Genomic DNA, 20,653 nt, shown 5'->3' on the forward strand with positions numbered 1-20,653 from the left:
GCGCATGCCGTCTCCGTCGCCCATCCTCACCCCTTGGCGCTGGATGCGGGCGGATTGCCACGCGCACCCTCCCCCTGCCGCAGCCAGCCACCGTCGAGGCCGGCTCGTTGAAGGCCGAGGCGGATCGCCGGTATGCCGCGCATCAGCGCCCAGACAAGGCCGCTTCGCCAGTTCTCGATCATCATGACAACGAGGCCCTGGTCAAGACCGACCACCCGCGCATCGATCCAGCCCTCCGGCCCGCCGCCACCAAGGCTCGGGTTGAAGCCGCCGGGAAACCGCCCCTCGTTCAGAAGTCCGGGATAACTCTCCGCCATATGCGCGAGAGAGGCCTGCGCCGCCTCAGGCTCGAACGGCAGGCAGGCAAGCGGCGCCCAGGGCACGAGCGTGCCGTCATCAGGGCCGTGGGGCGCGCCGCGGTTGACATAGCCGAAAAGCTGCTGCTGGCGGCCATCGCGAAGGCGCACACGGACGCGCGGCGCATGGCAGGCGCTGAGACCCCACAGGTGTTCGCCATATCCGGCAAAGTGTCCGGGATTGGAACGCGCATGGTCCCGCTGCAACGCTATGGCGCGCCGGGTATTTTCGAAATAATCCGTTCCCCGCTCCCGCATCGGTCGGTCGGCCAGCCCGCGCAGATCGAGCCAGGCCTGCGGGAAGAGATGGATGAAGAGCGGCGCCGCATGAAGGTGCGGCCGGCCCTCGACGGGGATCCAGTCATGGGCCTCGGCATAGGCCGCATAATGCTCCGGTTCGATCGCATGCTCGGGCGCGCCGAGTGCCAGCACATAGAGCAGCAGCGCTTCGCTATAGCCCCGCCAGCGATGTTTCAAAAACCGCCCCGGCGGCCGCCAGCCCATCGTCAGCGTATCGCCGCGATTGAGCGCCCAGCGCCAGTCAACCCGCGCATAGAGCCGGTCAGCAAGCGCACGGATCTCGCCTTCGACCGCATCATCGCGGCGGAAATAGGCGGAAGCGGTCAGGACGCCGGCGATCAGCAGCGCCGTATCGACGGTTGAAAGCTCGCTCTGCCAGGCGCGCTCGCCGGTCCGCATGTCGAGGAAGTGGTAGTAGAAGCCGCGATAGCCGGTCGCCTGCCGGTGGCGGGACTGCGGGCCTTGGGCAAGGAAGCGCAGGATCGTCACCACCCGCCGCGCCGCATCGCTGCGCGAACGCCAGCCGCGCTCGACGCCGACCGGGTAGCAGGAAAGGCCGAAGCCGGTCGCAGCGATGCTCGCCGGCGCGCCCGGCAACGCGGTGTCGGCGATCAGCCCGGTGACCGGATCGGAATGTTCGAGGAAATAGCCGAACGCCGCCTGCTGCAATCGATCGATCTGAAATCGCTCGGTATTTTCGCTACGCTGCTGCATCCCGCCTTTCCCGACCGGCATCCGGGCTCATGCATGACCCGGCAAAATCACTCTTTAGTGAAGGCCAACTACACCCAAACGGTCGCCGAAATCCAATCTTGTGTTACAGTCTTCTAATCTGACCGCGCGCAATGACTGGTTGAAGCGATGTTGAGCGTGTTGGCGTTACTCCTTTCATTGAGTGGTGGCCCGAGCCCATCGACCGCCGAGGCGACGAATGTCGACGTCGAACTGATCCTGGCGGTCGACATGTCCGGCTCGATGGATCTCGACGAAGCCCGCATCCAGCGGGCCGGCTATGTCGAGGCGCTGCGGCACCGCGACTTTCTCGATGCCGTCGAAAGCGGCCAGCTCGGCCGCATCGCGATCGGCTATTTCGAATGGGCCGGAACGGTGAACGAATCCTCCGTCGTCGCCTGGCGGGTGATCGACACCGCCGCCGACGCCGATGCCTTCGCCAAGCTGATCGAGCAGCGCCCGGTCGGCACCCGGCGCGGCACCTCGATCTCCAACGCCATTACCTACGGCACCGCACTGATCGATTCCAACGCTTACAGCGGCGTGCGGCGGGTCATCGACATCTCCGGCGACGGGCCGAACAACATCGGCCCGCCGGTGCTTCCGGCCCGCGAGACCGCGATCGCGCGCGGCATCACCATCAACGGGCTCGCGATCCTCATCCGCCCGTCGGTTTCCACCGGCCCGCTCGACCAGTATTATGCCGAATGTGTCATCGGCGGCCCCGGCTCCTTCGTGCTGCCGGTGCACGAGCCCGAAGACTTTTCCATCGCGATCCGCCAGAAACTGGTGCTCGAAGTCAGCGGTCTGCAACCGCCGCCGACGATACGCTATGTCGATGCCTTCCCGGCCCCCGACTGCCTGGTCGGCGAGAAACTGCGGCCCGGCTTCCTCGACCGGGTCTATCCGGAACTCGACAAGTAGCCTCGCCTGACCTGACGATCCCGCGCAATCCCACGCAACCTTTGCGCGTCAGATTGTCGTTTCCCTTCGCCTCGTCCGACGATAAGATGGCGCGTTGCTTCGCGGATCGATTCATGTCCTTGACCACCACGCCCCATCAGGCCGAACTGGCCACCGACCCGACCACCGACATCGGCAGTCAGCATATCCGCGATACGTTGCGCGATGCGATCGTCGAGCGGCGGCTTGCGCCTGGCACCAAGCTTTCGGAAGGCGACGTCGGCGAACTCTTCAATGTCAGCCGCACCCTGGTGCGCGCCGCTCTGCAGGCTTTGTCCTATGAAGGGCTCGTCAACGTCGAGAAGAACCGCGGTGCTTTCGTCGCCCACCCGTCCATCGACGAGGCGCGCCAGATCTTTGCGACCCGCCGGCTGATCGAGCCCGGTGTCGTGCGCGCCGCCGCCGCCCGGATCGGCAAGGCGGAGATTGCCGAACTGAGGCGCATGCTGGCAGCCGAGCGGCAACTGACCGAACAGCGCGGCCAATCGGCCCGTCGTGCGGAGATCAAGGCATCGGGCGATTTCCACCTGGCGCTTGCCGACCTCTCCGGCAACGCGATCCTGCGCCGCTTCATGGATGAGCTGGTCGCCCGCTCCTCGCTGGTCATCGCACTTTACGGACAATCGACCGTTTCGAGCTGCGGCCACAGCGAACACGACGAGATCGTCAACGCCATCGAGCGCGGCGACATCGACGCAGCCGCACGGCTGATGGTCCACCACATCGACCATATCGAAGCCGACCTCGACCTGCGCGTTCTGAAATCGACCGACCTGAAGGCTGCACTGGAACTCTGATCCCGCTTGCACCCTAGTGGTCCCGTTAGGCGGCCACAACCTGCGCCGGGCCTGGATTTTCGAAACTTTTCAACATCCGTCCGAACGCCACATCGCTTCCTGCCGCGCGTCCCTTCGTCCGCCATCGGCGAAGATGCGCCCGCGAAAAGATCCCGCTCGCAAAGCCGAAGAGACGCCGCCTGCCGTCGGCACGGACAAAAATCGACCGGCAACGTGGAACCATCCCGTCGCTCTCGCGTTGCCCTCTCGCTCGAAAAGACTGTGAACGAGGAATACAATGAGCGAGAAACTCTTTCCCACGCCCATCCCCCTGAAACTATCGGCGAGACGGCAGACTGTGGTCAGAACGGTGTTCGAGGCCGTGGAACTGCTCCGGCAATGGCCGGGCCGTCGTGGACGGGAATATCGCGCAGCCCTGAGGCGTTGCCTGGATGCGCTGGATGGATTGACGAGTACGGACCGGGCGAGCCGCTGCTTTGCTGCAGCCGCCCGGGAATCGGGCCTGTTGCTGGCCTGATCCGGCGACCAGGATGATCCGGAACCACAAGCGTGGTCCGGCACATCAAGGGCTCGGAGTTTGAAACTTTCACGATGCGCCGAAGGACGATCGGCGCGTCGCCCCGACCGAAGGCGTCTCTGCTGCGATCAGCAAGATTTAAAGTCGCGCGCGGCGATCAGTCCGCGAGTTCGGCCGCTTCTTTCTGCCCGCGGTCGGCAAGCGCCTTGAGCGCCGCCTTGTCGAGCCGCCAGTCCGGCGCGCCATAGCCGAGCGGCCATTTGTACGGCTCCTTGTCGTTGAAGAAGACAACGGTCGTCAGCAGCGGAAAGGCCCGGCGATAGGTCTGCTGGTCAAGGATTTCGGCATACCAGGCACGCTTGTAATCGGCCGAGCCGGATACCCCGAGCTCGGCGATCATGACCGGTTTGCCGAAGCCCGATACCCGCTGGTATTTTTCTTTCAGCGCTTCGCCGAAGCGGCGCTCGCGGCCCCAATAGTCGACGTCCATCTTCTGCAGGCCCCAGATCGGGATGCCGACGACGTCGACGACATCGTCACCCGGATAATAGGACGCGAGATTGCGGTGGCCCTTCGGCGACCAGACATAGCGTGCAGCCGGCGCCAGTTCCCGGCATTTGCGCACGAAATAGCGGAACGCCGCCTTGTAGCCTTCGCTGTCGCGGCGCGCCCAGGGATAACGCTCGCCGGGCTCTTCCATCTCATGGCCCCAGCGAATGTAGACCTGTCCGCCGAAATCGGCGGCGCGCGTGCAAATGTCGGTGATCTCGCGATCGAAGCGGCCCTTGCCGATATCGGCAAACAGCCGGTTGCCACCGGCGCGCCAGTCGGCGGCGTGGGTATAGGGTTCGACCGACAGCATCAGCGCCCGCCCCTGTCGTGCCGCGTTCGCGAATTTCCGCTTCAGCTGCGCCCGATCCGGCTTCTGCCAGTAGACGAAGACATGCTCGAGCGTCAGCGCATCGCTGTCTGCGACCGCGTCATGCGGGTCGTAGACACCGATTTCCACCGTCCGCGCTTCCCGCCCTCTTGCCTCAGGCGTGATGGCGGCGGTCGTCATCGTTCGGTCGATACCGTCTAAGGGATCCTGCGCGTAGGCCGGGGTGGCTCCGGCAACCGCCAGAAGCACCAACGCGCCAGCGCCGAGGACCGATCTTGGAACTGCAATAGGCAACGATATTCTCCGGCAGGCCACATGTGGCACCGCATGAAATCAGACATGGCTTGCTGCGCGCTGGAAACCTGTGCGACCGCGAGGCCGTGGGCATCATGCCCGGATGGCGAAAACGCCGACCGCCACGGCTGTCGACCGGCGCAATCTCCATGATCGGTTGCGCCCGGCTTCCCGAACGCGAAAGGCCGTTAGAGCGATGCTCTCAGGAAGCAGTGCGACGTGCGCCCGAAGCCGCTCGGCGAGCAGATGTAGGGTGCGCGGCCGAGATAGGCGGTCGTGCGTCTGCGCGTCGGCGCTGGCTCGACGATATCCTCGTCCGCCTCGGCGACTTTCAGATCCTTCGCTTCCTTGCGAACCTTGATCGCCGGGCTCGCATAGGCGCTCGAATGGCCCGAAGCAAACAGCGGCGTTTCGCTGATGACCGTCGACGAGCAGCCGGCGGACAGAAGCAGGAGGCTGAGAACTGATGTTGTCGGTACGAGAAACTTGAAACCCGAAACGGCGGTGCGGCTTGCGCCGGCACATGCGGATTTGATTCGCATAAACGTCCTTTCGAATAGCGGTCCAGCCGCCCGGGGCTTCCATAGGGCGAAAAGGCGGCGATCTTCAACCCCCTACTTCATTATTCATTGCTTAAATTAAAAATTCCTTTCGCGGAGTTTTCCGCCATGGTTGTGCCGGCCACTTTCGCCATGCGCTGACGGACGTCGGTGCCTTGCGGACAACAGGCGCACAGCATCGGCGTGGGCTATCAGCGAAACAATTTCGGAAAAGCAAAGGCTTGCCGAGGCGTCCGTATCGCGCCATCGGCGAACGGCGATCCGTCTCTGCCGCCTCCGCACCACCACGCCCGGTGGCAATCTCCGGCTGACGCCACGGCTGATACCCCCCGAGAAAAAAATCGACCTCGCCGCCGGCTCGTCACCGAAATCCGCAGCACGGCCGGCGGGCCGGAATGAAGGATTTCCCTCATTCCCCATTTTTAGCTATCGCGCATTTACAGATCCTTGACCTCTGACGGCCACCTTGGAGCGAGGCGCAACATGTTTGAGCGTATGCGCCCACTCCAAAACTGCCCGCCTGCAGCGGGCATTTTTTTGTGATCCTCCGCCCCAAGCGCATCGCCGACCGGCATTGCCCGAAACCTCCCCCTCCTCCTGCGCGCGCCGCAGGCGCTCGGCGCCCGCAATCGTCCCACCGGTTGAGAACTTTTCAAGGTCCGCCACCTGACCCGGACGGCCGGGAAGCCGCGATCGCTGCGCGCCGGCGTGTTTACCACACTGCGAAAGTCCCATTGCGCGAATTTAAGGAGTTGTTAATAATAAGAAGGGGAGAGCGAGGGGCAATCCAAATTGGATCAGGGCACGGGTACCGACATCGTCGGAGCCGCCGGCATCGCTGGCGCGCGCATAACCATCATCGTTTCCGCACTCGGCGCTGGCGGCACCGAGCACGTCGTCAGCCTCGTTGCCAGCCACTGGGCCCGCCTCGGCTGCGCTGTCACGGTGATCACGCTCGAAGCACCAACCTCCGCCCCCTATTACCGGCTCGATCCACGCGTCGCCATCGAGCGGCTCGACGTGCCGGCCCAGAAGGCCGGCAAGCTGCGTGCCGCCTGGCTGGTGGCACGAAGGCTCTACCGGCTGCGCTCGACCATCAGCCGCACTCGTCCCGACTTCGTCCTGAGCTTCCTGACGCGCACGAACGTGTTGGCGCTTCTTGCAACACGGGGCCTCAGGCTTCCGGTGATCGTGTCCGAGCGCAACAACCCGGCGGTGCAGCCCTTCGGCCCCTTCTGGAAATGGCTGCAGCTTCGCCTCTACCCCCGCGCCTTTGCGCTGGTGACCATGACCAAGGGGGCCCTCGACTATTTCCCGCCGGATGTTCGCCGCCACGGGCGGGTGATCGCCAATGCCATCAACCTGCCCGCCGGCTGGCAAAAGAAGCGCGGCAACAATGTGCTCACCGCCGTCGGCCGGCTGACGGAGCAAAAAGGCTTCGACCTGCTCCTCGAATCCTTCGCCAAGGTGGCCAGTGACCACCCGGAATGGAAGCTCGTCATCTGGGGCGAAGGCGAAGCGAGAAAAGCGCTGGAAGCCCAGCGCGACGCGCTTGGCCTTGCTGAGCGAGTGGAAATGCCGGGCGTTACGCCGAAACCCGGCCTCTGGGTCGAGACCGCCGACCTCTTCGTTCTGTCGTCCCGCTACGAAGGCTGGGGCATCGCCCTGCTCGAAGCCATGGCCGCAGGCCTCCCCGTCGTCTCGTTTGCCTGCGATTGGGGCCCGACCGACATGATCGCCCAAGGCGAAGACGGCATCCTCGTCGAAAACGGCAACATCGACGCCCTGGCCGCCGCCCTCTCCAAGCTGATGGCCGACGGGCCCCTCCGCGCCCGCCTCGGCGCCAACGCCGAAGCCAATGTCAGGCGCTACGACGCCGAGCATATCCTCAACCAATGGGACGCGATCGCCCTGTCAGCACTGGAACACTCCCCCACCCGCAAAGCCGCGATCAAGCAGCCGAGCGTGCCCGTTTCAGGCGAACTGGCAAGCTGGATGTACATGACAAGCTGGATTTTTTGAGTGGTGGGCCCGGAGGGACTCGAACCCCCAACCAAGCGGTTATGAGCCGCCGGCTCTAACCATTGAGCTACAGGCCCACTCTGGATCCGCTCCTGTCCTTAAACCGTAACGGTCCAAGGATAAGACACGGGGTGCAGCAACTTTAAGTGCTACGGTGGCCTTTGCGCTTCTGAACGAGGCGTGGCACCGTCTTGATCCAGGCCCGCGAACCAATGGCAGTTTGCGGGGTGGCCAAGGCTCTAGCGGAAAACCTTTTTGCGGACAAGCCATTGCCGCATTGCTCACACAATCGATAGCCAAGAAGACGCTTGGGACGGAACAACCGGAGAGACATTGAAGATGATTTCCACACGCACTGCCCGCACGCTTTCGATCGCCGCCTTCGCTGCAGCTTTTGCTGGCGTTGCCGCCGCTCAGGCGCAGGAGACGGACAAGGACAAGGCCACCATCGTCGTTGCCGGCGAAGGCCGCGCGACGACCGCGCCGGACATGGCAGTCCTGCAGCTGAGCGTCGTCAAGGATGGCAAGACCGCGCGCGAAGCGCTGGACGCCAACAACAAGACCATGGCCGAAGTGCTGAAGGCGCTGAAGGACGGCGGCATTGCCGATCGCGACCTGCAGACGAGCGGCTTCATGCTCAACCCGCAATACACCTATCCGACCAACACAGACGGCAGCAACCGCGCGCCGGAACTGATCGGCTACCAGGTGACGAACGGCGTCAGCGTCCGCGTTCGCGATCTCGCCAAGCTCGGCGAAGTGATCGACAAGTCGGTTTCGCTTGGCGTCAACCAGGGCGGCGGCGTGCAGTTCACCAACGACAAGCCGGAAGCCGTGATCACCGAAGCGCGCAAGGCCGCCGTTGCCGATGCCGTCGAGAAGGCCAAGGTGCTCGCCGAAGCTGCCGGCGTCTCGGTCGGCAAGATCGTCAACATCTCCGAGCAGGGCTTCCGCCCCGAACCGGTGCCGATGATGCGTGCCGGCATGGCCAAGGAATATGCCGCCGACTCAGTTCCGGTCGCGACCGGCGAAAACAGCTACAACGTGACGGTCAACGTGACCTTCGAAATCAAGCAGTAAGCTTCCAGCAAGGCTCGCCGCATGAGCGCGGGCCCTCGCATCTTCCTTGCCCCTGGCTCCGGAACCGGCGCCAGGGGCAAGTTCGTTTGGGGAACGCTTGTTGCTCCTCAGCCGCCACTCGCCGGGCCAGACCGGCCGATGGCCAGTTGTCGCCGGCCGCTGCCTTGGTGACCGTTGGTGCACGGGCAAACCGCACCCGCCAGCTCCCGCGCCCCCGTCTCCGATTGTGAGCGTCCGCTTGTCTTAGGGATAAGGCGCGGCGCCTTTTGACCGGATGGCCTGTGCCGCGGCCAGGCCGTAAGGTCGTAGGTCAGGTACCGCAGATCAGCAGGCAGGGAGACGGTCGTTCGGTAGGCGCCCGCGATCGTCGAGCCGGTCAAGAAGCGTCAACAACGCCCTTCGATAAGGCCTGTGTTTGCGCGGCCTCAGACCGGAAAGAGGGACGCCCGCCTCGACGATCGTACCGAGCCGTCCCTCTGACGTCGCGCCGCAACGCTGGCAATCATCAAGAGAAAGGCGAACCGCGTGTCCGCGCCAGCAGGCGGTCCCGCATTGGTAAAGACAGGCTCCGGATGCTAGCCGCCCGTCAGGGATCAACGCCTCCGTCACGCCACGACGGAGAAGGCTGCGTGACCCGAGCGGCATGACAAACAAAAAGCCCCCCACGCCGTAGCATGAGGGGCCATTCTTCCGCCGGCCGGGGGAGACGAGGCGGGAAGATTGCTTGGATGTTACCAGCGGCCGATCGTCGGGCAGCCACGGGCGTTTGCGAAGACGATCGTCTGGCGGTAGCCGTCACGACGGCCTTCGACGACGACGCGGCGCGAGGAAACGTCGGCAACATAGGCGCGGCGGAAGCCACGGTCGCGAGCCTTGTCGACGGCCATCCAGGGCGCGCAACGGCCGCGGCGGTCACGGTCCCAGTGGCGGTCACGGCCGCGACCCCAGTCGCGCTCGTCGCCGTAACCACCGTTGTGATCGCGATACTGCACATCGACGCCGCCGCGCGGGCCGAAGCCGAATTCGATCGAGTCGGCCGAAGCGGTGGAGGCGGCGCCGAGCAGGCCGGTCATTCCGATGACGACAGCAGCAGCGGCGTTAAAAAAGCGGTTCTTCATAAGATCTCTCCAGGCTTGAAGGGTTCAAAGGGCAATCACCGTCCCAAGCGATTGATCAGAGGATAGGGTCGCCAAGCTGAACGACAGCGGAACCCGATGTTCATGGGAGGTTCAGGTTGCGAGAACCTGACGATCGGCCCCCACGCCAAGGCACACCGAACTAGATAAGACATTGCTTATAAACGAATATTTCGAAGGACTTTTCTCGAAACGCAAGCGCTGCGACAGGTTTTCGCCCGGGCTCGGACAGGCGACGAATCAGGCGACAAAATCGGCATGCGAGAGACGACTCGCGCCGATATTTCCGGCTCAAAGCACGGTGAGGCGACCGACGGGCGGTGAAAAAAGCAAAAAGTAAGGGCGCCGGCGGTGCGCAACCGTCGGCCATCTGTCGCTCAACCGGCAAGCGCCCGTTCGAAGACGCGAATGTTGCGATAATGGCTAAGGCGGGTGATGGCGCCGTCCTCGATCTCGAAGACGAGGACGCTCGGAATGGAGTAGCTCTGGCCCGTTGCGGGCGGAAATCCCTCCATCGTCTCGCGGTAGGTGCCGCGCGCCGTCAGATCTGCGGCGACGCGCTGGCCGAAGGCGTCACGCATCAGCACCACGTCGCCGAACTGCTCGTCGAAGCGGCGCAGATAATTCATCAGCCAGGCGCGCAAGGGGCCGACGCCGACGGTGCGCTGACCGGTGAGCGAATCGAGCTCGACGTCCTCGTTGACGAGCCGCGCCAGCGCCTCGAAATCCCGCTGGTTCAGCGCCTCGATGAAGCGGCTGGCAATTGTCTGTGCATCGGTCATCCCTGCTCCTCCCCGGCATGAAAGGCCGGCTCTCAAGGCTCTACTCGTGCCCCTTTATCTAGAACCGCTCCGCCGCCATTCAATCGCGCGCCGGTCGATCAGGTGGAAAGATGCAGGACGATCTCGCGGCGATGCGGGCGGTCGCGGTGCTCGAAGAGATAGAGCCCCTGCCAGGTGCCGGTGAGCATGCGGCCGCCAGCGACCGGGATGCCGAGCGATACCGGCGTCAGCGCCGCCTTGATATGTGCCGGCATATCGTCAGGCCCTTCCTGGGTGTGCACGATCCAGCGCATGGAGGGATCGGAGGACGGCGGCACGAGGCGGCGGAAAAAGCCGTCGAGATCGCGCTTTACGTCCGGGTCAGCATTTTCCTGGATGAGAAGCGAACAGGAGGTGTGCCGCACGAAGACGGTGAGCAACCCCTCGCCTCCCGCGTTGGCGCGCACGAAGGCGGCCGCCTCGTCGGTAAATTCATAGAGCCCCTGGCCATGAGTGGCGATGGTGATGCGCGTTTGCGGCATGAAGGCCTCCGGCAGGCGGCCGCATCCGCCGGGGTGGCGGTGCGGCCGGTTGATATGCCCAATGCTTCTATCCCCGGACCGTTCCCGGTCCAAGACGATCTGCCGCAAACCGCCGCGGTGGCGTGCCTACATCTGCAGGAAGGTCTCGAAGCCGCCATAGATCATGCGCTTGCCGTCGAACACCTGCTTCCAGGCATCGCCCTGCAGCCGCGGATCGGCCATGACCTTGGCAACGATCGCGTCGCGCTCGGCGCGCGACTTGTAGGTGATCCAGGAGAAAACCACCGTTTCATCGTCCTTGGCCTGGACCGAACGGGGAAAGGACGTCACTTCGCCATAGGGCGCGTCGTCCGCCAGGCATTCGTTGTAGGAGAGCGCACCGTGCTCCATCCACACCACGCCCGCCGCCTTCGCCATCGCCTTGTAAGCCTCGATATTCGCCTTCGGCACGGCAACGATAAAGCCATCCACATAGGTCATCGACATAGTCTCCTCTGTTCGTTCTACGAACATAGGACGCAGGGCGGCCAAGAGTTCCGACATCGGGACGGAATTTTCTTTCAAGTGCGGCGCGGCTTTTGTCGGAACCGCGCTTCCCCGTTCGTCCTTGGCCGGTAGCATCCAAATCGGGAGACACCCATGCAGAAGATCACGCCGTTTCTCTGGTTCGACGATCAACTTGAGGACGCCATCGCTTTCTATACCGCCATTTTCCGCAACACCCGCATCACCGACATCAAGCGCGGTCCCGACGGCAGGGCCTTCACCGCTTCCTTCGAGCTCGAGGGACAGCACTTCATGGGGCTTAACGGCGGGCCGCATTTCAAGTTCAGCGAGGCCGTATCGTTCTTCCTGCGCTGCAGCGACCAGGCGGAGGTGGATTACTACTGGGACAGGCTGTCTGATGGCGGCACGCCGCAGCGCTGCGGCTGGCTGAAGGACCGGTTCGGTCTCGCCTGGCAGATCATTCCGGACGCGCTGATGCGCCATCTCGGCGATCCTGATCCGGCGCGTGCCGCCCGCGCCCAGCAGGCGATGATGGGCATGGTGAAGATCGATGTCGCGGAACTTGATCGCGCAGCCGCTGGTTAAGCGGAAGAACGGTCCCCTGGCGCCGGCTCAACCGGGCTACGGCGTCAGCTGCCGCAGCCTCTGAGCTGCTTGCTGTAGACCTGAGCCATGCCGGCCGCCCGCTTGGCGCCGTTCTTGGCCGTATCGCTCCAGTTGCCTCGGGAATAGCCGCCGTGGCCATGGTAATAGGCGATGTAGAGCCTGTAGGCGTCGTTGAGGGCGATGCCGTTCCGCTGGGCACTTTCGCGATGGTACCAGGCGATGAAGCGGATCGCGTCGCCGAAGTTCGAACGCCGCGCCGCCCAGCGGCCCGTCTCGCTCTGATAGCGCGCCCAGGTGCCGTCGAGCGCCTGGGAATAACCATAGGCGGTCGAGGCGCGCGTCCAGGGAATGAAGCCGAAAAGCTTGGTGCGTGGCGGCCGGGCATTATGGCGGAAGCCGGATTCGGTATAGATCGTCGCCATCAGGATCGGTACGGGCACGCCGTACTCACGCTGGGCGCTATAGGCTTCCCGGCGCCAATTGTTGAAAAGGCCATCTCGCTGCTCGAAAACCGCGCAGGCATTCCGGGTGTCTCTCGGCACCGTTCCGCAGCCGGCCAGCAACAGGAGGACGACGACAAATACGCAACGCATCGCTGAACCTCTTGCTTCCCCGGGGCAACCGCTTGCACGCGGCAAGACATGGCCTCGGGAAAATATGCTCGAACACCGCGTGCCGCCCGTCGGGGCCGCGGCGCTCCAGAGATTGATAAAACGTAAACGTTAAGGATCTCTTTTGATTCAATGGAGAACGATCGAAGGCCCGGCCATTGAACTTTCGCCACCGGAGGTTTTACGATCCACGGGAGACATGCCGCGCCAGCCATTGGGCGCAAAGGAGCTATCGATGAAAATATCCGCCTTGATGGTGCTTGCCTTCACCGGCTTGTTCGCCGCGACTGGCTTCGCGCGCGCCGACGAATGCGCCGATGCGAGCGACCAGGCGACGATGAATGCCTGCGCCGACAAGGCGCTGAAGGCCTCCGACGCCGAACTGAACGCCCTTTACAAGCAAATCCAGGGACGCCTGAAGGACGATGCCGACAAGACGAAGCTGCTGGTTGCCGCGCAAAGGGCCTGGATCGCCTATCGCGATGCCGAATGCGATTTCGCAAGCTCCGGCGTCGCCGGTGGCTCGGCCCAGCCGATGGTCACGCTTGAGTGTCGCGACGACCGCACGAAGAAGCGCGTCGCCGACTTCAAGACCTATCTGAGCTGCGAGGAGGGCGACCTCAGTTGCGTCCTGCCGCCGGCAAACTGAACCGGAAAAGAGCGACGGCCGCGGCACTCGCCGTGGCGCTCCTCTGCCTCGCCGGCGGCGGCGCCGGCGCGGCAGACATCGATGCGCTCTATCGCAGTGACGCGATCGTCACCGGCACGGGCGAAGCCAACCGCGAAGTCGGCTTTCGCGAATGCCTGCGTGAGGTGCTCGTCAAACTGTCCGGCGATCCGGCGATCACGGAGGCGCCCGGATTTGCGGCAGCGGAGGCCAGGGCCGGCAGCTTCGTTTCGGCCTTCTCCTATCGCGACCGCTTGGAAGGCATCCCGATCCATGACGAACAGGGCACGCACGACCGCCCACATGACCTCACCTGCCGATATCGGCCGGCAACGCTCGATTCGCTGCTCGCAGACCTCGGCCGCAAGCCATGGCTCTCCCCTCGCCTCAGGATCGCCGTGTGGCTGGCGGTCAAAGATCAGAAGCGCCGCTTCGTGCTGGCGCGCGACGGCAGTGAGAGCCCCTACATGGCGGATTCGCTTCAGGCAGCGGCAGAGCCACTGGCGCTCTCGGCCGTGCTGCCGGATGCGGCGACCGTCACTGCCCGCAAATCCGCGCTCGATACCCTGCCGCAAGCGGATCCCGCGCAACTCTTCTCGCCCGCGGCACAGGCCGACGGGGACGTGCCGCTTATCGGCACGCTCGTCTGGTCCGATGCCGCCCGCGGCTGGATCGCCCAATGGCAGATGGACGCGGGCGGCAGGCGCTATCGCTGGCAGGTGAGCGGCGTCAGCTTCGACGACGCCTTTCGCAACGCCATGCGCGGCGCCGCCCGCATCCTCTCGGGAAGCGGTGCGCCGTGAATGAGGCATCCGGCGTTATGACCGCCATCTGCGGCACAGCCGCAACGTCGGCTGTTCATCCAAGCGAGGCGATCAGTTCGCGATAGGCAGCCTCCGGGAAGGCTTTCAGCGTCGTCGAGCGCACATTGCCGGCCATGCCAAGCGTGAGCGCGAAGCGCGCGGCCACCGCATCGTCAGGCGCTTCGACGATGGCCACCATGTCGTAGTCACCCATGGTCAGGAAGAAATGCTTGAAGGAACCGCCCATCTCGCCGAGCACATTCCGTGCGAGGTCGAGCCTTTTCGGGGAATCACGCACATTCTTGACGCCCTGCTCGGTCCAGTTGAGGAGCATGACATACGTCGTCATCTGACACCTCCACGGGGGCACGCTTCACGCCCGCGGTGCGATTGCTCCCGCGTACAAGACGGGGTGCCCCAGATTACTGCGAAGGGGCGACTATACTCCCCGGCGAAAGCACCCACAATAAATCGCATGGGTGAGGCGGAAACGAAAAAGCCGGGCACTTGGCCCGGCTTTGGTCTTTTGCGTGTACCCGACTTTAGCTGTCGAGGAAGCTTCTGAGCTTCCTGGAGCGGCTCGGATGCTTGAGCTTGCGAAGCGCCTTCGCCTCGATCTGACGGATACGTTCGCGGGTCACCGAGAACTGCTGGCCGACTTCTTCGAGCGTGTGGTCGGTGTTCATGCCGATGCCGAAGCGCATGCGCAGCACGCGCTCTTCGCGCGGCGTCAGCGAAGCGAGAACGCGGGTCGTCGTCTCGCGCAGGTTCGCCTGGATGGCGGCGTCGATCGGCAGCAGCGCGTTCTTGTCTTCGATGAAATCGCCGAGGTGCGAATCTTCTTCGTCACCGACGGGCGTTTCGAGCGAGATCGGCTCCTTGGCGATCTTCAGGACCTTGCGGACCTTTTCGAGCGGCATGGCGAGCTTTTCGGCCAGTTCTTCCGGCGTCGGTTCGCGGCCGATCTCGTGCAGCATCTGGCGCGAGGTACGAACGATCTTGTTGATCGTCTCGATCATGTGCACCGGAATACGGATCGTGCGGGCCTGGTCGGCGATCGACCGGGTGATCGCCTGACGGATCCACCAGGTGGCGTAGGTCGAGAACTTGTAACCGCGACGGTATTCGAACTTGTCGACCGCCTTCATCAGGCCAATGTTGCCTTCCTGGATGAGGTCGAGGAACTGTAGGCCGCGGTTGGTGTACTTCTTGGCGATGGAGATGACGAGGCGCAGGTTCGCTTCGACCATTTCCTTCTTGGCGATACGCGCTTCGCGCTCGCCCTTCTGCACCATGGATACGATCCGACGGAACTCGGCGATCGAGATGCCGGTTTCGGTCGCCAGGTTCTGGATCTCCTGGCGGATGTCGCGGATCGTCTGGTTTTCGCTCTTGGCGAATTCCTTCCAGCCCTTGCCGGCCAGGTTGCTGATCGACTTCATCCAGTTCGGGTCGAGTTCGGCACCCGAATACTGTTCCAGGAACGAGTCACGCTTGACGCCGTAGGATTCGGCAAGGCGCAGCAGGCGGCCTTCGTTCTGCATCAGGCGCTTGGAGATGTCGTAGAGCTGCTCGACCAGGCTGTCGACGCGGTTCTGGTTGAGCGACAGCGACTTGACCGCCTTGATCAGCTCGTCCTTGAGCTCCTTGTAGCGGCGCTCCTGGGCGGGCGAAAGCGTGCCGGTGGCAGCAAGGCGGGCTTCCACCTGCTGGTCCTGCAGCTTGCGCAGCTTCTTGTAGGTCTCGGCAATGATGTCGAGGGTTTCCATGACCTGCGGACGCAGTTCCGCTTCCATGGCGGCGAGCGAGAGGTTCGACTCGTCGTCGTCTTCCTCTTCTTCTTCGGCCGGCATGACATCGCCGCCGACATTGGTGATGTCGTCGTCGTTGGCAGGTGAACGGACCTTGCGGGTCTTTTCCTTTTCCTCGGCAGCCTTGCGGTCGGCCTCGATCTTTTCCGGGCTCTGGAACTGCGGCGCAGCCTTGGCCTCGGGACCGGAATAGGTGGTTTCGAGATCGATGATCTCGCGCAGCAGCGTCTGGCCTTCGTTCAGTTCGTCGCGCCAGATGATCAGCGCCTGGAAGGTCAGCGGGCTCTCACAGAGACCGGCGATCATCGTCTCGCGGCCCGCCTCGATGCGCTTGGCAATCGCGATTTCGCCTTCGCGGGAGAGAAGCTCGACCGAGCCCATTTCGCGCAGGTACATGCGCACCGGGTCGTCGGTACGATCGGTCGGCTCTTTCTTCTTGCTGGTCGCAAGCGACGTGCCGCTGGAAGGCGCGAGTTCGCCGCCTTCGCTGTCGCCGTCGTCGTCGCCGCCCTCGTCGTCACCGCCGCTGGCTGCCTCTTCGGCTTCCTCGTCCTCGATCACGTTGATGCCCATGTCGGACAGCATCGCCATCGTGTCTTCGATCTGTTCGGAGGTGACTTCTTCGGACGGAAGGACCGAGTTGAGCTCGTCCATCGTCACGTAGCCGCGCTTCTTGGCGGCCTTGATCATCTTCTTGACAGCGTCATCGGAAAGATCGAGAAGCGGGCCGTCCGGAGCGCCTTCGCGTTCTACGTCAGCTTCTTCGTTTTCTTTGACTTTGGTTGCCATTTAGTTCGTCGCTTTCCTTGTCGCAACCGGCGTGAGCCCGGTGCCAATGCCGCTCGAAGGTCCGGGTGCGCCGCGCACCCGCCACCGAATCATTTCCCCTGACGTAACGGGATGATGTTTAATTCCTGTTTAACCACGAGTGTACTCGTGGCAAAGCGGGCAAGCTCCGACAGTCCTGCCACTGAAACGTCTCTGGCATGATTCCCTAACCGCCGTGTCATCTCGCCATTTCTTATTCGGAAATGGTGATTCCCAGAATTTTCGATCCCGTCAAGCATTTCCGCTGAAAAACCGGATGATTCGGTAAAAATCACCGTTCCTATCGCTTTTTGGGGTTTATCAGCTTCCGCTGAAGATGTAGGCGCTGCCCGCCAAAAGACAAGGGTAGCAACAATTTAATCGGCAAGGTCTCGTTGTGCCATATCCGCACGCGCAACCAGAGCTGCATTTTCCGGCCCGATTCTAAACCGATCGGCCGTCATACTTGACGACCTTCACCGCCTCGATATCAAATTCGGGCAGGCAGCGCAGGTTGACCGCCGCCATCTTCCCATGCGGCCCGTCGCCCTCGCCGAACGGCGCGATGCCGCAGGTGTCGCAGAATCGGTGCTGGATCACATGCTTGTTGAAGAGGTAGGTCGAGAGGTCCGCTTCCGGCGTCGTCAGCGTCAGCTTGTCGCGGGCAACGAAGGCGAGCAGCCCGCCACGGCGACGGCAGAGCGAACAATTGCAGTCGATCGCTTCGTTGAATTCCCCTTCCACCTCGAAGGCGATCTTGCCGCAGTGACAGCTTCCCTCATAACGCATGCAGGCATCTCCTCTTCTTCCCGGCGCAACTGCGCCACCTCTGCCACCAAGATAGAGCGTCCCTGCCCTCAAGCAAGCGCAGGCAGCAGCCAGGCGCATGCACGCAAAACGATTCCCGAAGGAGCCGATTATCGATGCAAACTCGCAAGATTATTCCGGCTTTTCGCTTGCGCGTGACCTGATCGCGCAGGAACTTCGCTCCGAAACGGAGGCTCGAATGCTCATCAAACCGACGCCATGCGCGTGCTATCGATCGCGCGGCGGCTCACCATAGCCGATGTCAAAGGCGAGAGCGCCGCACTGGCGACTGTCATCGAGGCGGAGATGGAGCGCGCCGGTCTGACGCCGGCGGGCCCCTGGATCTTCATCGCGCAGAACCTGCCGAAAAACGCCAAGACCCTGTTCGACTGGCTTATCTGCCGCCCGGTCTCAGGTGGCAAGGATTATCGCGGTGAACTCGATCTGGTCGAACTGGAGCCGATCATGGTGGCGTCCACGCTGCACCAGGGTCCGATGCGAAGCCTCTTCACACAGGGCTACGCGCCGCTGGTCGCCACGATCGAAATGTCCAGGCACAATTTCTCCGGCGAGAGCCGCGAGATCTACCATCGCTGGGCGGGCCAGGGCGCCCGCTATCACGAGATCGAGATCCAGTTCGGCCTCGCCAACTGAGCCGCCGCTCTCACGGGTACAACGGCCCTTGCGGCCTCACCAGTCCATGACGACCTTGCCGGAATTGCCGGAGCGCATCGCTTCGAAGCCGTCGCGGAACTCGTCGATCTTGATGCGGTGGGTGATGACCGGGGCGAGGTCGAGGCCGCCCTGCACGAAGGCGATCATCTTGTACCAGGTCTCGAACATCTCGCGGCCGTAGATGCCCTTGAGGTTGAGCATCTTGAAGATCACCTTGTTCCAGTCGATCTCGAAGCCGGCCGGTGCAATGCCGAGGATGGCGATTTTGCCGCCATTGTTCATCTTGTCGATCATGTCGCGGAAGGCGGGTGCAGCCCCGGACATTTCCAGCCCGACATCAAAACCCTCGGTCATGCCGATCGCCTTCATCACGTCGGCAAGGTTTTCCTTCGACGCGTCGACGACATGATCGATGCCGACGCTTTTCGCGAGCGCCAGCCGCGTCGGGTTGATGTCGGTGATGACCACCTTGCGCGCGCCCGAGCGCTTGGCGACCATCGCCCCCATGATGCCGATCGGGCCGGCGCCGGTCACAAGCACGTCCTCGCCGACGAGATCGAAGGAAAGGGCGGTGTGCACCGCATTGCCGAACGGATCGAAGATCGCCGCGACTTCATCCGGCACGTCCTCGGGGATCGGCACGACGTTATACTCCGGCAGGCAGACGAACTCGCCGAACGAGCCCGGCCGGTTGACGCCAACGCCGAGCGTGTTGCGGCAGAGATGCCCGCGCCCGGCCCGGCAGTTGCGGCACTTGCCGCAGACGATGTGGCCCTCGCCCGAGACCCGCTCGCCGACATGGTACTTGGTGACCGCCGAGCCGACCTCGGCGATCTCGCCCATGAACTCGTGGCCGACGACCATCGGCACCGGAATGGTTTTCTGCGCCCACTGGTCCCAGTTCCAGATGTGCACGTCGGTGCCGCAGATCGCCGATTTCTTGACCTTGATCAGCACGTCGTTCGGGCCGATCTCCGGCACCGGCACGCGCTCCATCCAGAGGCCCTCTTCCGGCTTCGACTTCACCAGCGCCTTCATCATGTTCGTCATCGGTCTCTCCCTCAGATCACACCGAGGTCGCGGCCGACCTCTTCGAAGGCGGCGATCGCCCGGCGGACGTCCGCTTCACTATGCGCTGCCGACATCTGCGTGCGGATGCGCGCCTGGCCCTTCGGCACCACCGGGAAGGAGAAGCCGATGACATAGACGCCTTTCTTCAGCATGCGCGCCGCCATCTCCTGCGCGAGGGCTGCATCTCCGAGCATGACCGGGATGATCGGGTGGCCTTCGCCGGCCAGCGTGAAGCCGAGCTTCGACATCTCCGAGCGGAAGAGGCTGGCATTGGCGTAAAGCCTTTCGCGAAGCGCATCGCCGTTCTCGATCAGATCGAACACTTTCAGCGAGGCCGCGGCAATCACCGGCGCCAGGGTGTTGGAGAACAGATAGGGACGCGAGCGCTGGCGCAGCCAGTCGACCACTTCGGTCTTGGCCGAGGTGTAACCACCGGAGGCACCGCCAAGCGCCTTGCCGAGCGTGCCGGTGATGATGTCGATCCGGCCCTCGACGCCACAATGTTCGGCGGAGCCACGGCCATTCTTCCCGACGAAACCGACCGCATGGCTGTCGTCGACCATGACCATGGCGCCGTACTTGTCGGCGAGATCGCAGACCCCTTTGAGATTGGCGATGATGCCATCCATCGAGAACACACCGTCGGTGGCGATCAGCTTGAAGCGGCTGCCCTCGGCCTTCTTCAGCTCCTCTTCAAGGGCTGCCATGTCGTTGTTGGCGTAGCGGAAGCGCTTGGCCTTCGACAGCCGCACGCCGTCGATGATCGAGGCGTGGTTCAGCGCGTCGGAGATGATCGCATCGTCTTCGCCCAAGAGCGTTTCGAACAGGCCGCCATTGGCGTCGAAACACGACGAATAGAGGATCGTGTCTTCCATCCCGAGGAACGACGAGATGCGCGCTTCCAGCTGTTTATGCTCCTCCTGCGTACCGCAGATGAAGCGCACCGAGGCCATGCCGTAGCCGTAGCGGTCGAGCGCCTGTTTGCCGGCCTCCGCCAGCTCCTCGTTATCGGCAAGGCCGAGATAGTTGTTGGCGCAGAAGTTGAGCACCCGCTCGCCCGAGGCGACCGCAATCTCACCCGCCTGCTTCGAGGTGATCACACGCTCCGACTTGTACAACCCGGCCGTCTTCAGGCCCTCGAGTTCTGATCGGAGATGGGACAGGAAGGCTGAAGTCATGGCGCTCTCGCTTCAAGAAAACATCGCGTGGCTGACGAGTATCATGACGGCTTTTGACTTGCAGCAAAATCCGGCGCTCGGCCGGATCCAGCGTAAAAACGACAGGGCATTTCACGCTGCGATGGTGCGACGGAAATAATGTGTCGCCAAGCGGTTCGTCGCAGACATTT

23 protein-coding genes and 1 tRNA gene are annotated in these 20,653 nt (G+C 63.3%); 10 read left to right on the forward strand and 14 right to left on the reverse strand.

The window, feature by feature from the left end; genetic code table 11:
* Positions 1 to 26: 26 nt before the first annotated feature.
* Entirely contained in the window at positions 27 to 1,370 is a 1,344-nt protein-coding gene (locus IB267_RS06305) for a glucoamylase family protein (protein ID WP_192446856.1), read from the reverse strand.
* A 147-nt stretch (positions 1,371 to 1,517) separates the two neighbouring features.
* Between IB267_RS06305 and IB267_RS06310 the strand changes: the two genes are divergently transcribed.
* From IB267_RS06310 to IB267_RS06320, 3 genes are all read left to right on the forward strand, one after another.
* Positions 1,518 to 2,312 carry a DUF1194 domain-containing protein gene (locus IB267_RS06310; protein ID WP_192446857.1) on the forward strand — a complete coding sequence of 265 codons (795 nt, stop codon included), beginning with the start codon at positions 1,518 to 1,520 and terminating at the stop codon, positions 2,310 to 2,312.
* 113 nt (positions 2,313 to 2,425) lie between these two features.
* Positions 2,426 to 3,148: a GntR family transcriptional regulator gene (locus IB267_RS06315; RefSeq protein WP_192446858.1), complete on the forward strand. Its 723-nt coding sequence runs from the start codon at positions 2,426 to 2,428 to the stop codon at positions 3,146 to 3,148.
* Positions 3,149 to 3,425: 277 nt separating this feature from the next.
* Positions 3,426 to 3,665 (forward strand): DUF982 domain-containing protein, encoded by a 240-nt coding sequence (locus IB267_RS06320; RefSeq protein ID WP_034791960.1) that lies wholly within the window; start codon positions 3,426 to 3,428, stop codon positions 3,663 to 3,665.
* Between the two features lie 157 nt (positions 3,666 to 3,822).
* Here IB267_RS06320 and IB267_RS06325 read toward each other — a convergent pair whose 3' ends face one another.
* Together IB267_RS06325 and IB267_RS06330 are read right to left on the reverse strand one after the other, a co-directional pair.
* On the reverse strand, positions 3,823 to 4,839 hold the full coding sequence (locus IB267_RS06325) for a glycoside hydrolase family 26 protein (RefSeq protein ID WP_192446859.1): 1,017 nt from the start codon (positions 4,837 to 4,839) through the stop codon (positions 3,823 to 3,825).
* 188 nt (positions 4,840 to 5,027) lie between these two features.
* Positions 5,028 to 5,381, reverse strand: a complete 354-nt coding sequence (locus tag IB267_RS06330; protein WP_043624570.1) for a hypothetical protein — start codon at positions 5,379 to 5,381, stop codon at positions 5,028 to 5,030.
* A gap of 810 nt (positions 5,382 to 6,191) precedes the next feature.
* Here IB267_RS06330 and IB267_RS06335 point away from each other — a divergent pair.
* Entirely contained in the window at positions 6,192 to 7,421 is a 1,230-nt protein-coding gene (locus IB267_RS06335; RefSeq protein ID WP_192446860.1) for a glycosyltransferase family 4 protein, read from the forward strand.
* A 1-nt stretch (position 7,422) separates the two neighbouring features.
* Here the strand turns inward: IB267_RS06335 and IB267_RS06340 are convergent.
* Positions 7,423 to 7,498 (reverse strand) — tRNA-Ile (locus IB267_RS06340).
* A 262-nt stretch (positions 7,499 to 7,760) separates the two neighbouring features.
* Here IB267_RS06340 and IB267_RS06345 point away from each other — a divergent pair.
* Positions 7,761 to 8,501 (forward strand): SIMPL domain-containing protein, encoded by a 741-nt coding sequence (locus IB267_RS06345; protein WP_192446861.1) that lies wholly within the window; start codon positions 7,761 to 7,763, stop codon positions 8,499 to 8,501.
* A 731-nt stretch (positions 8,502 to 9,232) separates the two neighbouring features.
* Here the strand turns inward: IB267_RS06345 and IB267_RS06350 are convergent.
* The 4 genes from IB267_RS06350 to IB267_RS06365 all read right to left on the reverse strand — a co-directional run bounded on the left by IB267_RS06350 (position 9,233) and on the right by IB267_RS06365 (position 11,420).
* Entirely contained in the window at positions 9,233 to 9,619 is a 387-nt protein-coding gene (locus tag IB267_RS06350) for a hypothetical protein (protein ID WP_192446862.1), read from the reverse strand.
* A 395-nt stretch (positions 9,620 to 10,014) separates the two neighbouring features.
* The gene (locus tag IB267_RS06355; RefSeq protein ID WP_192446863.1) at positions 10,015 to 10,419 is read right to left on the reverse strand and encodes a ketosteroid isomerase-related protein; all 405 of its coding nucleotides are present in this window, start codon (positions 10,417 to 10,419) and stop codon (positions 10,015 to 10,017) included.
* Between the two features lie 98 nt (positions 10,420 to 10,517).
* Positions 10,518 to 10,940, reverse strand: a complete 423-nt coding sequence (locus tag IB267_RS06360; RefSeq protein WP_192446864.1) for a secondary thiamine-phosphate synthase enzyme YjbQ — start codon at positions 10,938 to 10,940, stop codon at positions 10,518 to 10,520.
* 126 nt (positions 10,941 to 11,066) lie between these two features.
* Positions 11,067 to 11,420 carry a DUF1428 domain-containing protein gene (locus IB267_RS06365; RefSeq protein WP_043613276.1) on the reverse strand — a complete coding sequence of 118 codons (354 nt, stop codon included), beginning with the start codon at positions 11,418 to 11,420 and terminating at the stop codon, positions 11,067 to 11,069.
* 159 nt (positions 11,421 to 11,579) lie between these two features.
* Here IB267_RS06365 and IB267_RS06370 point away from each other — a divergent pair, with 159 nt between their 5' ends.
* Positions 11,580 to 12,032: a VOC family protein gene (locus tag IB267_RS06370; protein ID WP_192446865.1), complete on the forward strand. Its 453-nt coding sequence runs from the start codon at positions 11,580 to 11,582 to the stop codon at positions 12,030 to 12,032.
* Positions 12,033 to 12,076: 44 nt separating this feature from the next.
* Here IB267_RS06370 and IB267_RS06375 read toward each other — a convergent pair whose 3' ends face one another.
* Positions 12,077 to 12,646 (reverse strand): hypothetical protein, encoded by a 570-nt coding sequence (locus IB267_RS06375; protein WP_192446866.1) that lies wholly within the window; start codon positions 12,644 to 12,646, stop codon positions 12,077 to 12,079.
* Positions 12,647 to 12,899: 253 nt separating this feature from the next.
* Between IB267_RS06375 and IB267_RS06380 the strand changes: the two genes are divergently transcribed.
* Both IB267_RS06380 and IB267_RS06385 read left to right on the forward strand, forming a co-directional pair.
* On the forward strand, positions 12,900 to 13,313 hold the full coding sequence (locus IB267_RS06380) for a lysozyme inhibitor LprI family protein (protein WP_192446867.1): 414 nt from the start codon (positions 12,900 to 12,902) through the stop codon (positions 13,311 to 13,313).
* Complete coding sequence (locus tag IB267_RS06385) at positions 13,289 to 14,134, forward strand: DUF2066 domain-containing protein (RefSeq protein ID WP_192446868.1); 846 nt, start codon at positions 13,289 to 13,291, stop codon at positions 14,132 to 14,134. The genes IB267_RS06380 and IB267_RS06385 overlap by 25 nt, the downstream gene beginning before the upstream one ends.
* A 55-nt stretch (positions 14,135 to 14,189) precedes the next feature.
* Here the strand turns inward: IB267_RS06385 and IB267_RS06390 are convergent, their stop codons facing one another.
* The 3 genes from IB267_RS06390 to IB267_RS06400 all read right to left on the reverse strand — a co-directional run bounded on the left by IB267_RS06390 (position 14,190) and on the right by IB267_RS06400 (position 17,541).
* Complete coding sequence (locus IB267_RS06390) at positions 14,190 to 14,483, reverse strand: GYD domain-containing protein (protein ID WP_034803438.1); 294 nt, start codon at positions 14,481 to 14,483, stop codon at positions 14,190 to 14,192.
* A 193-nt stretch (positions 14,484 to 14,676) separates the two neighbouring features.
* Positions 14,677 to 16,734 (reverse strand): RNA polymerase sigma factor RpoD, encoded by a 2,058-nt coding sequence (rpoD, locus tag IB267_RS06395; protein WP_043613292.1) that lies wholly within the window; start codon positions 16,732 to 16,734, stop codon positions 14,677 to 14,679.
* Between the two features lie 462 nt (positions 16,735 to 17,196).
* Positions 17,197 to 17,541 (reverse strand): GFA family protein, encoded by a 345-nt coding sequence (locus IB267_RS06400; protein WP_043613295.1) that lies wholly within the window; start codon positions 17,539 to 17,541, stop codon positions 17,197 to 17,199.
* A gap of 237 nt (positions 17,542 to 17,778) precedes the next feature.
* Between IB267_RS06400 and IB267_RS06405 the strand changes: the two genes are divergently transcribed.
* Positions 17,779 to 18,213 carry a hypothetical protein gene (locus IB267_RS06405; RefSeq protein ID WP_192446869.1) on the forward strand — a complete coding sequence of 145 codons (435 nt, stop codon included), beginning with the start codon at positions 17,779 to 17,781 and terminating at the stop codon, positions 18,211 to 18,213.
* Between the two features lie 36 nt (positions 18,214 to 18,249).
* On the opposite strand, the gene tdh is transcribed toward IB267_RS06405, so the two are convergent.
* Complete coding sequence (gene tdh, locus IB267_RS06410) at positions 18,250 to 19,284, reverse strand: L-threonine 3-dehydrogenase (RefSeq protein ID WP_192446870.1); 1,035 nt, start codon at positions 19,282 to 19,284, stop codon at positions 18,250 to 18,252.
* Positions 19,285 to 19,295: 11 nt separating this feature from the next.
* Positions 19,296 to 20,483 carry a glycine C-acetyltransferase gene (locus tag IB267_RS06415; RefSeq protein WP_192446871.1) on the reverse strand — a complete coding sequence of 396 codons (1,188 nt, stop codon included), beginning with the start codon at positions 20,481 to 20,483 and terminating at the stop codon, positions 19,296 to 19,298.
* Here IB267_RS06415 and IB267_RS06420 point away from each other — a divergent pair.
* Entirely contained in the window at positions 20,482 to 20,622 is a 141-nt protein-coding gene (locus IB267_RS06420; protein WP_192446872.1) for a hypothetical protein, read from the forward strand. The two genes, IB267_RS06415 and IB267_RS06420, sit on opposite strands and share 2 nt — an antisense overlap.
* Positions 20,623 to 20,653 lie beyond the last annotated feature (31 nt).

Origin of the sequence: Ensifer sp. ENS09 (assembly GCF_014852425.1) — a bacterium.
In the GTDB taxonomy this organism is placed as follows: Bacteria; Pseudomonadota; Alphaproteobacteria; order Rhizobiales; family Rhizobiaceae; genus Ensifer.

Excerpts from the sequence above, each read along its gene's own strand:
- IB267_RS06305 (WP_192446856.1), bottom strand. The coding sequence starts at position 1,370 with ATGCAGCAGCGTAGCGAAAATACCGAGCGATTTCAGATCGATCGATTG.
- IB267_RS06310 (WP_192446857.1), top strand. The coding sequence starts at position 1,518 with ATGTTGAGCGTGTTGGCGTTACTCCTTTCATTGAGTGGTGGCCCGAGC.
- IB267_RS06315 (WP_192446858.1), top strand. The coding sequence starts at position 2,426 with ATGTCCTTGACCACCACGCCCCATCAGGCCGAACTGGCCACCGACCCG.
- IB267_RS06320 (WP_034791960.1), top strand. The coding sequence starts at position 3,426 with ATGAGCGAGAAACTCTTTCCCACGCCCATCCCCCTGAAACTATCGGCG.
- IB267_RS06330 (WP_043624570.1), bottom strand. The coding sequence starts at position 5,381 with ATGCGAATCAAATCCGCATGTGCCGGCGCAAGCCGCACCGCCGTTTCG.
- IB267_RS06345 (WP_192446861.1), top strand. The coding sequence starts at position 7,761 with ATGATTTCCACACGCACTGCCCGCACGCTTTCGATCGCCGCCTTCGCT.
- IB267_RS06350 (WP_192446862.1), bottom strand. The coding sequence starts at position 9,619 with ATGAAGAACCGCTTTTTTAACGCCGCTGCTGCTGTCGTCATCGGAATG.
- IB267_RS06355 (WP_192446863.1), bottom strand. The coding sequence starts at position 10,419 with ATGACCGATGCACAGACAATTGCCAGCCGCTTCATCGAGGCGCTGAAC.
- IB267_RS06360 (WP_192446864.1), bottom strand. The coding sequence starts at position 10,940 with ATGCCGCAAACGCGCATCACCATCGCCACTCATGGCCAGGGGCTCTAT.
- IB267_RS06365 (WP_043613276.1), bottom strand. The coding sequence starts at position 11,420 with ATGACCTATGTGGATGGCTTTATCGTTGCCGTGCCGAAGGCGAATATC.
- IB267_RS06370 (WP_192446865.1), top strand. The coding sequence starts at position 11,580 with ATGCAGAAGATCACGCCGTTTCTCTGGTTCGACGATCAACTTGAGGAC.
- IB267_RS06375 (WP_192446866.1), bottom strand. The coding sequence starts at position 12,646 with ATGCGTTGCGTATTTGTCGTCGTCCTCCTGTTGCTGGCCGGCTGCGGA.
- IB267_RS06380 (WP_192446867.1), top strand. The coding sequence starts at position 12,900 with ATGAAAATATCCGCCTTGATGGTGCTTGCCTTCACCGGCTTGTTCGCC.
- IB267_RS06390 (WP_034803438.1), bottom strand. The coding sequence starts at position 14,483 with ATGACGACGTATGTCATGCTCCTCAACTGGACCGAGCAGGGCGTCAAG.
- rpoD (WP_043613292.1), bottom strand. The coding sequence starts at position 16,734 with ATGGCAACCAAAGTCAAAGAAAACGAAGAAGCTGACGTAGAACGCGAA.
- IB267_RS06400 (WP_043613295.1), bottom strand. The coding sequence starts at position 17,541 with ATGCGTTATGAGGGAAGCTGTCACTGCGGCAAGATCGCCTTCGAGGTG.
- IB267_RS06405 (WP_192446869.1), top strand. The coding sequence starts at position 17,779 with ATGCGCGTGCTATCGATCGCGCGGCGGCTCACCATAGCCGATGTCAAA.
- tdh (WP_192446870.1), bottom strand. The coding sequence starts at position 19,284 with ATGACGAACATGATGAAGGCGCTGGTGAAGTCGAAGCCGGAAGAGGGC.
- IB267_RS06420 (WP_192446872.1), top strand. The coding sequence starts at position 20,482 with ATGGCGCTCTCGCTTCAAGAAAACATCGCGTGGCTGACGAGTATCATG.
- IB267_RS06415 (WP_192446871.1), bottom strand. The coding sequence starts at position 20,483 with ATGACTTCAGCCTTCCTGTCCCATCTCCGATCAGAACTCGAGGGCCTG.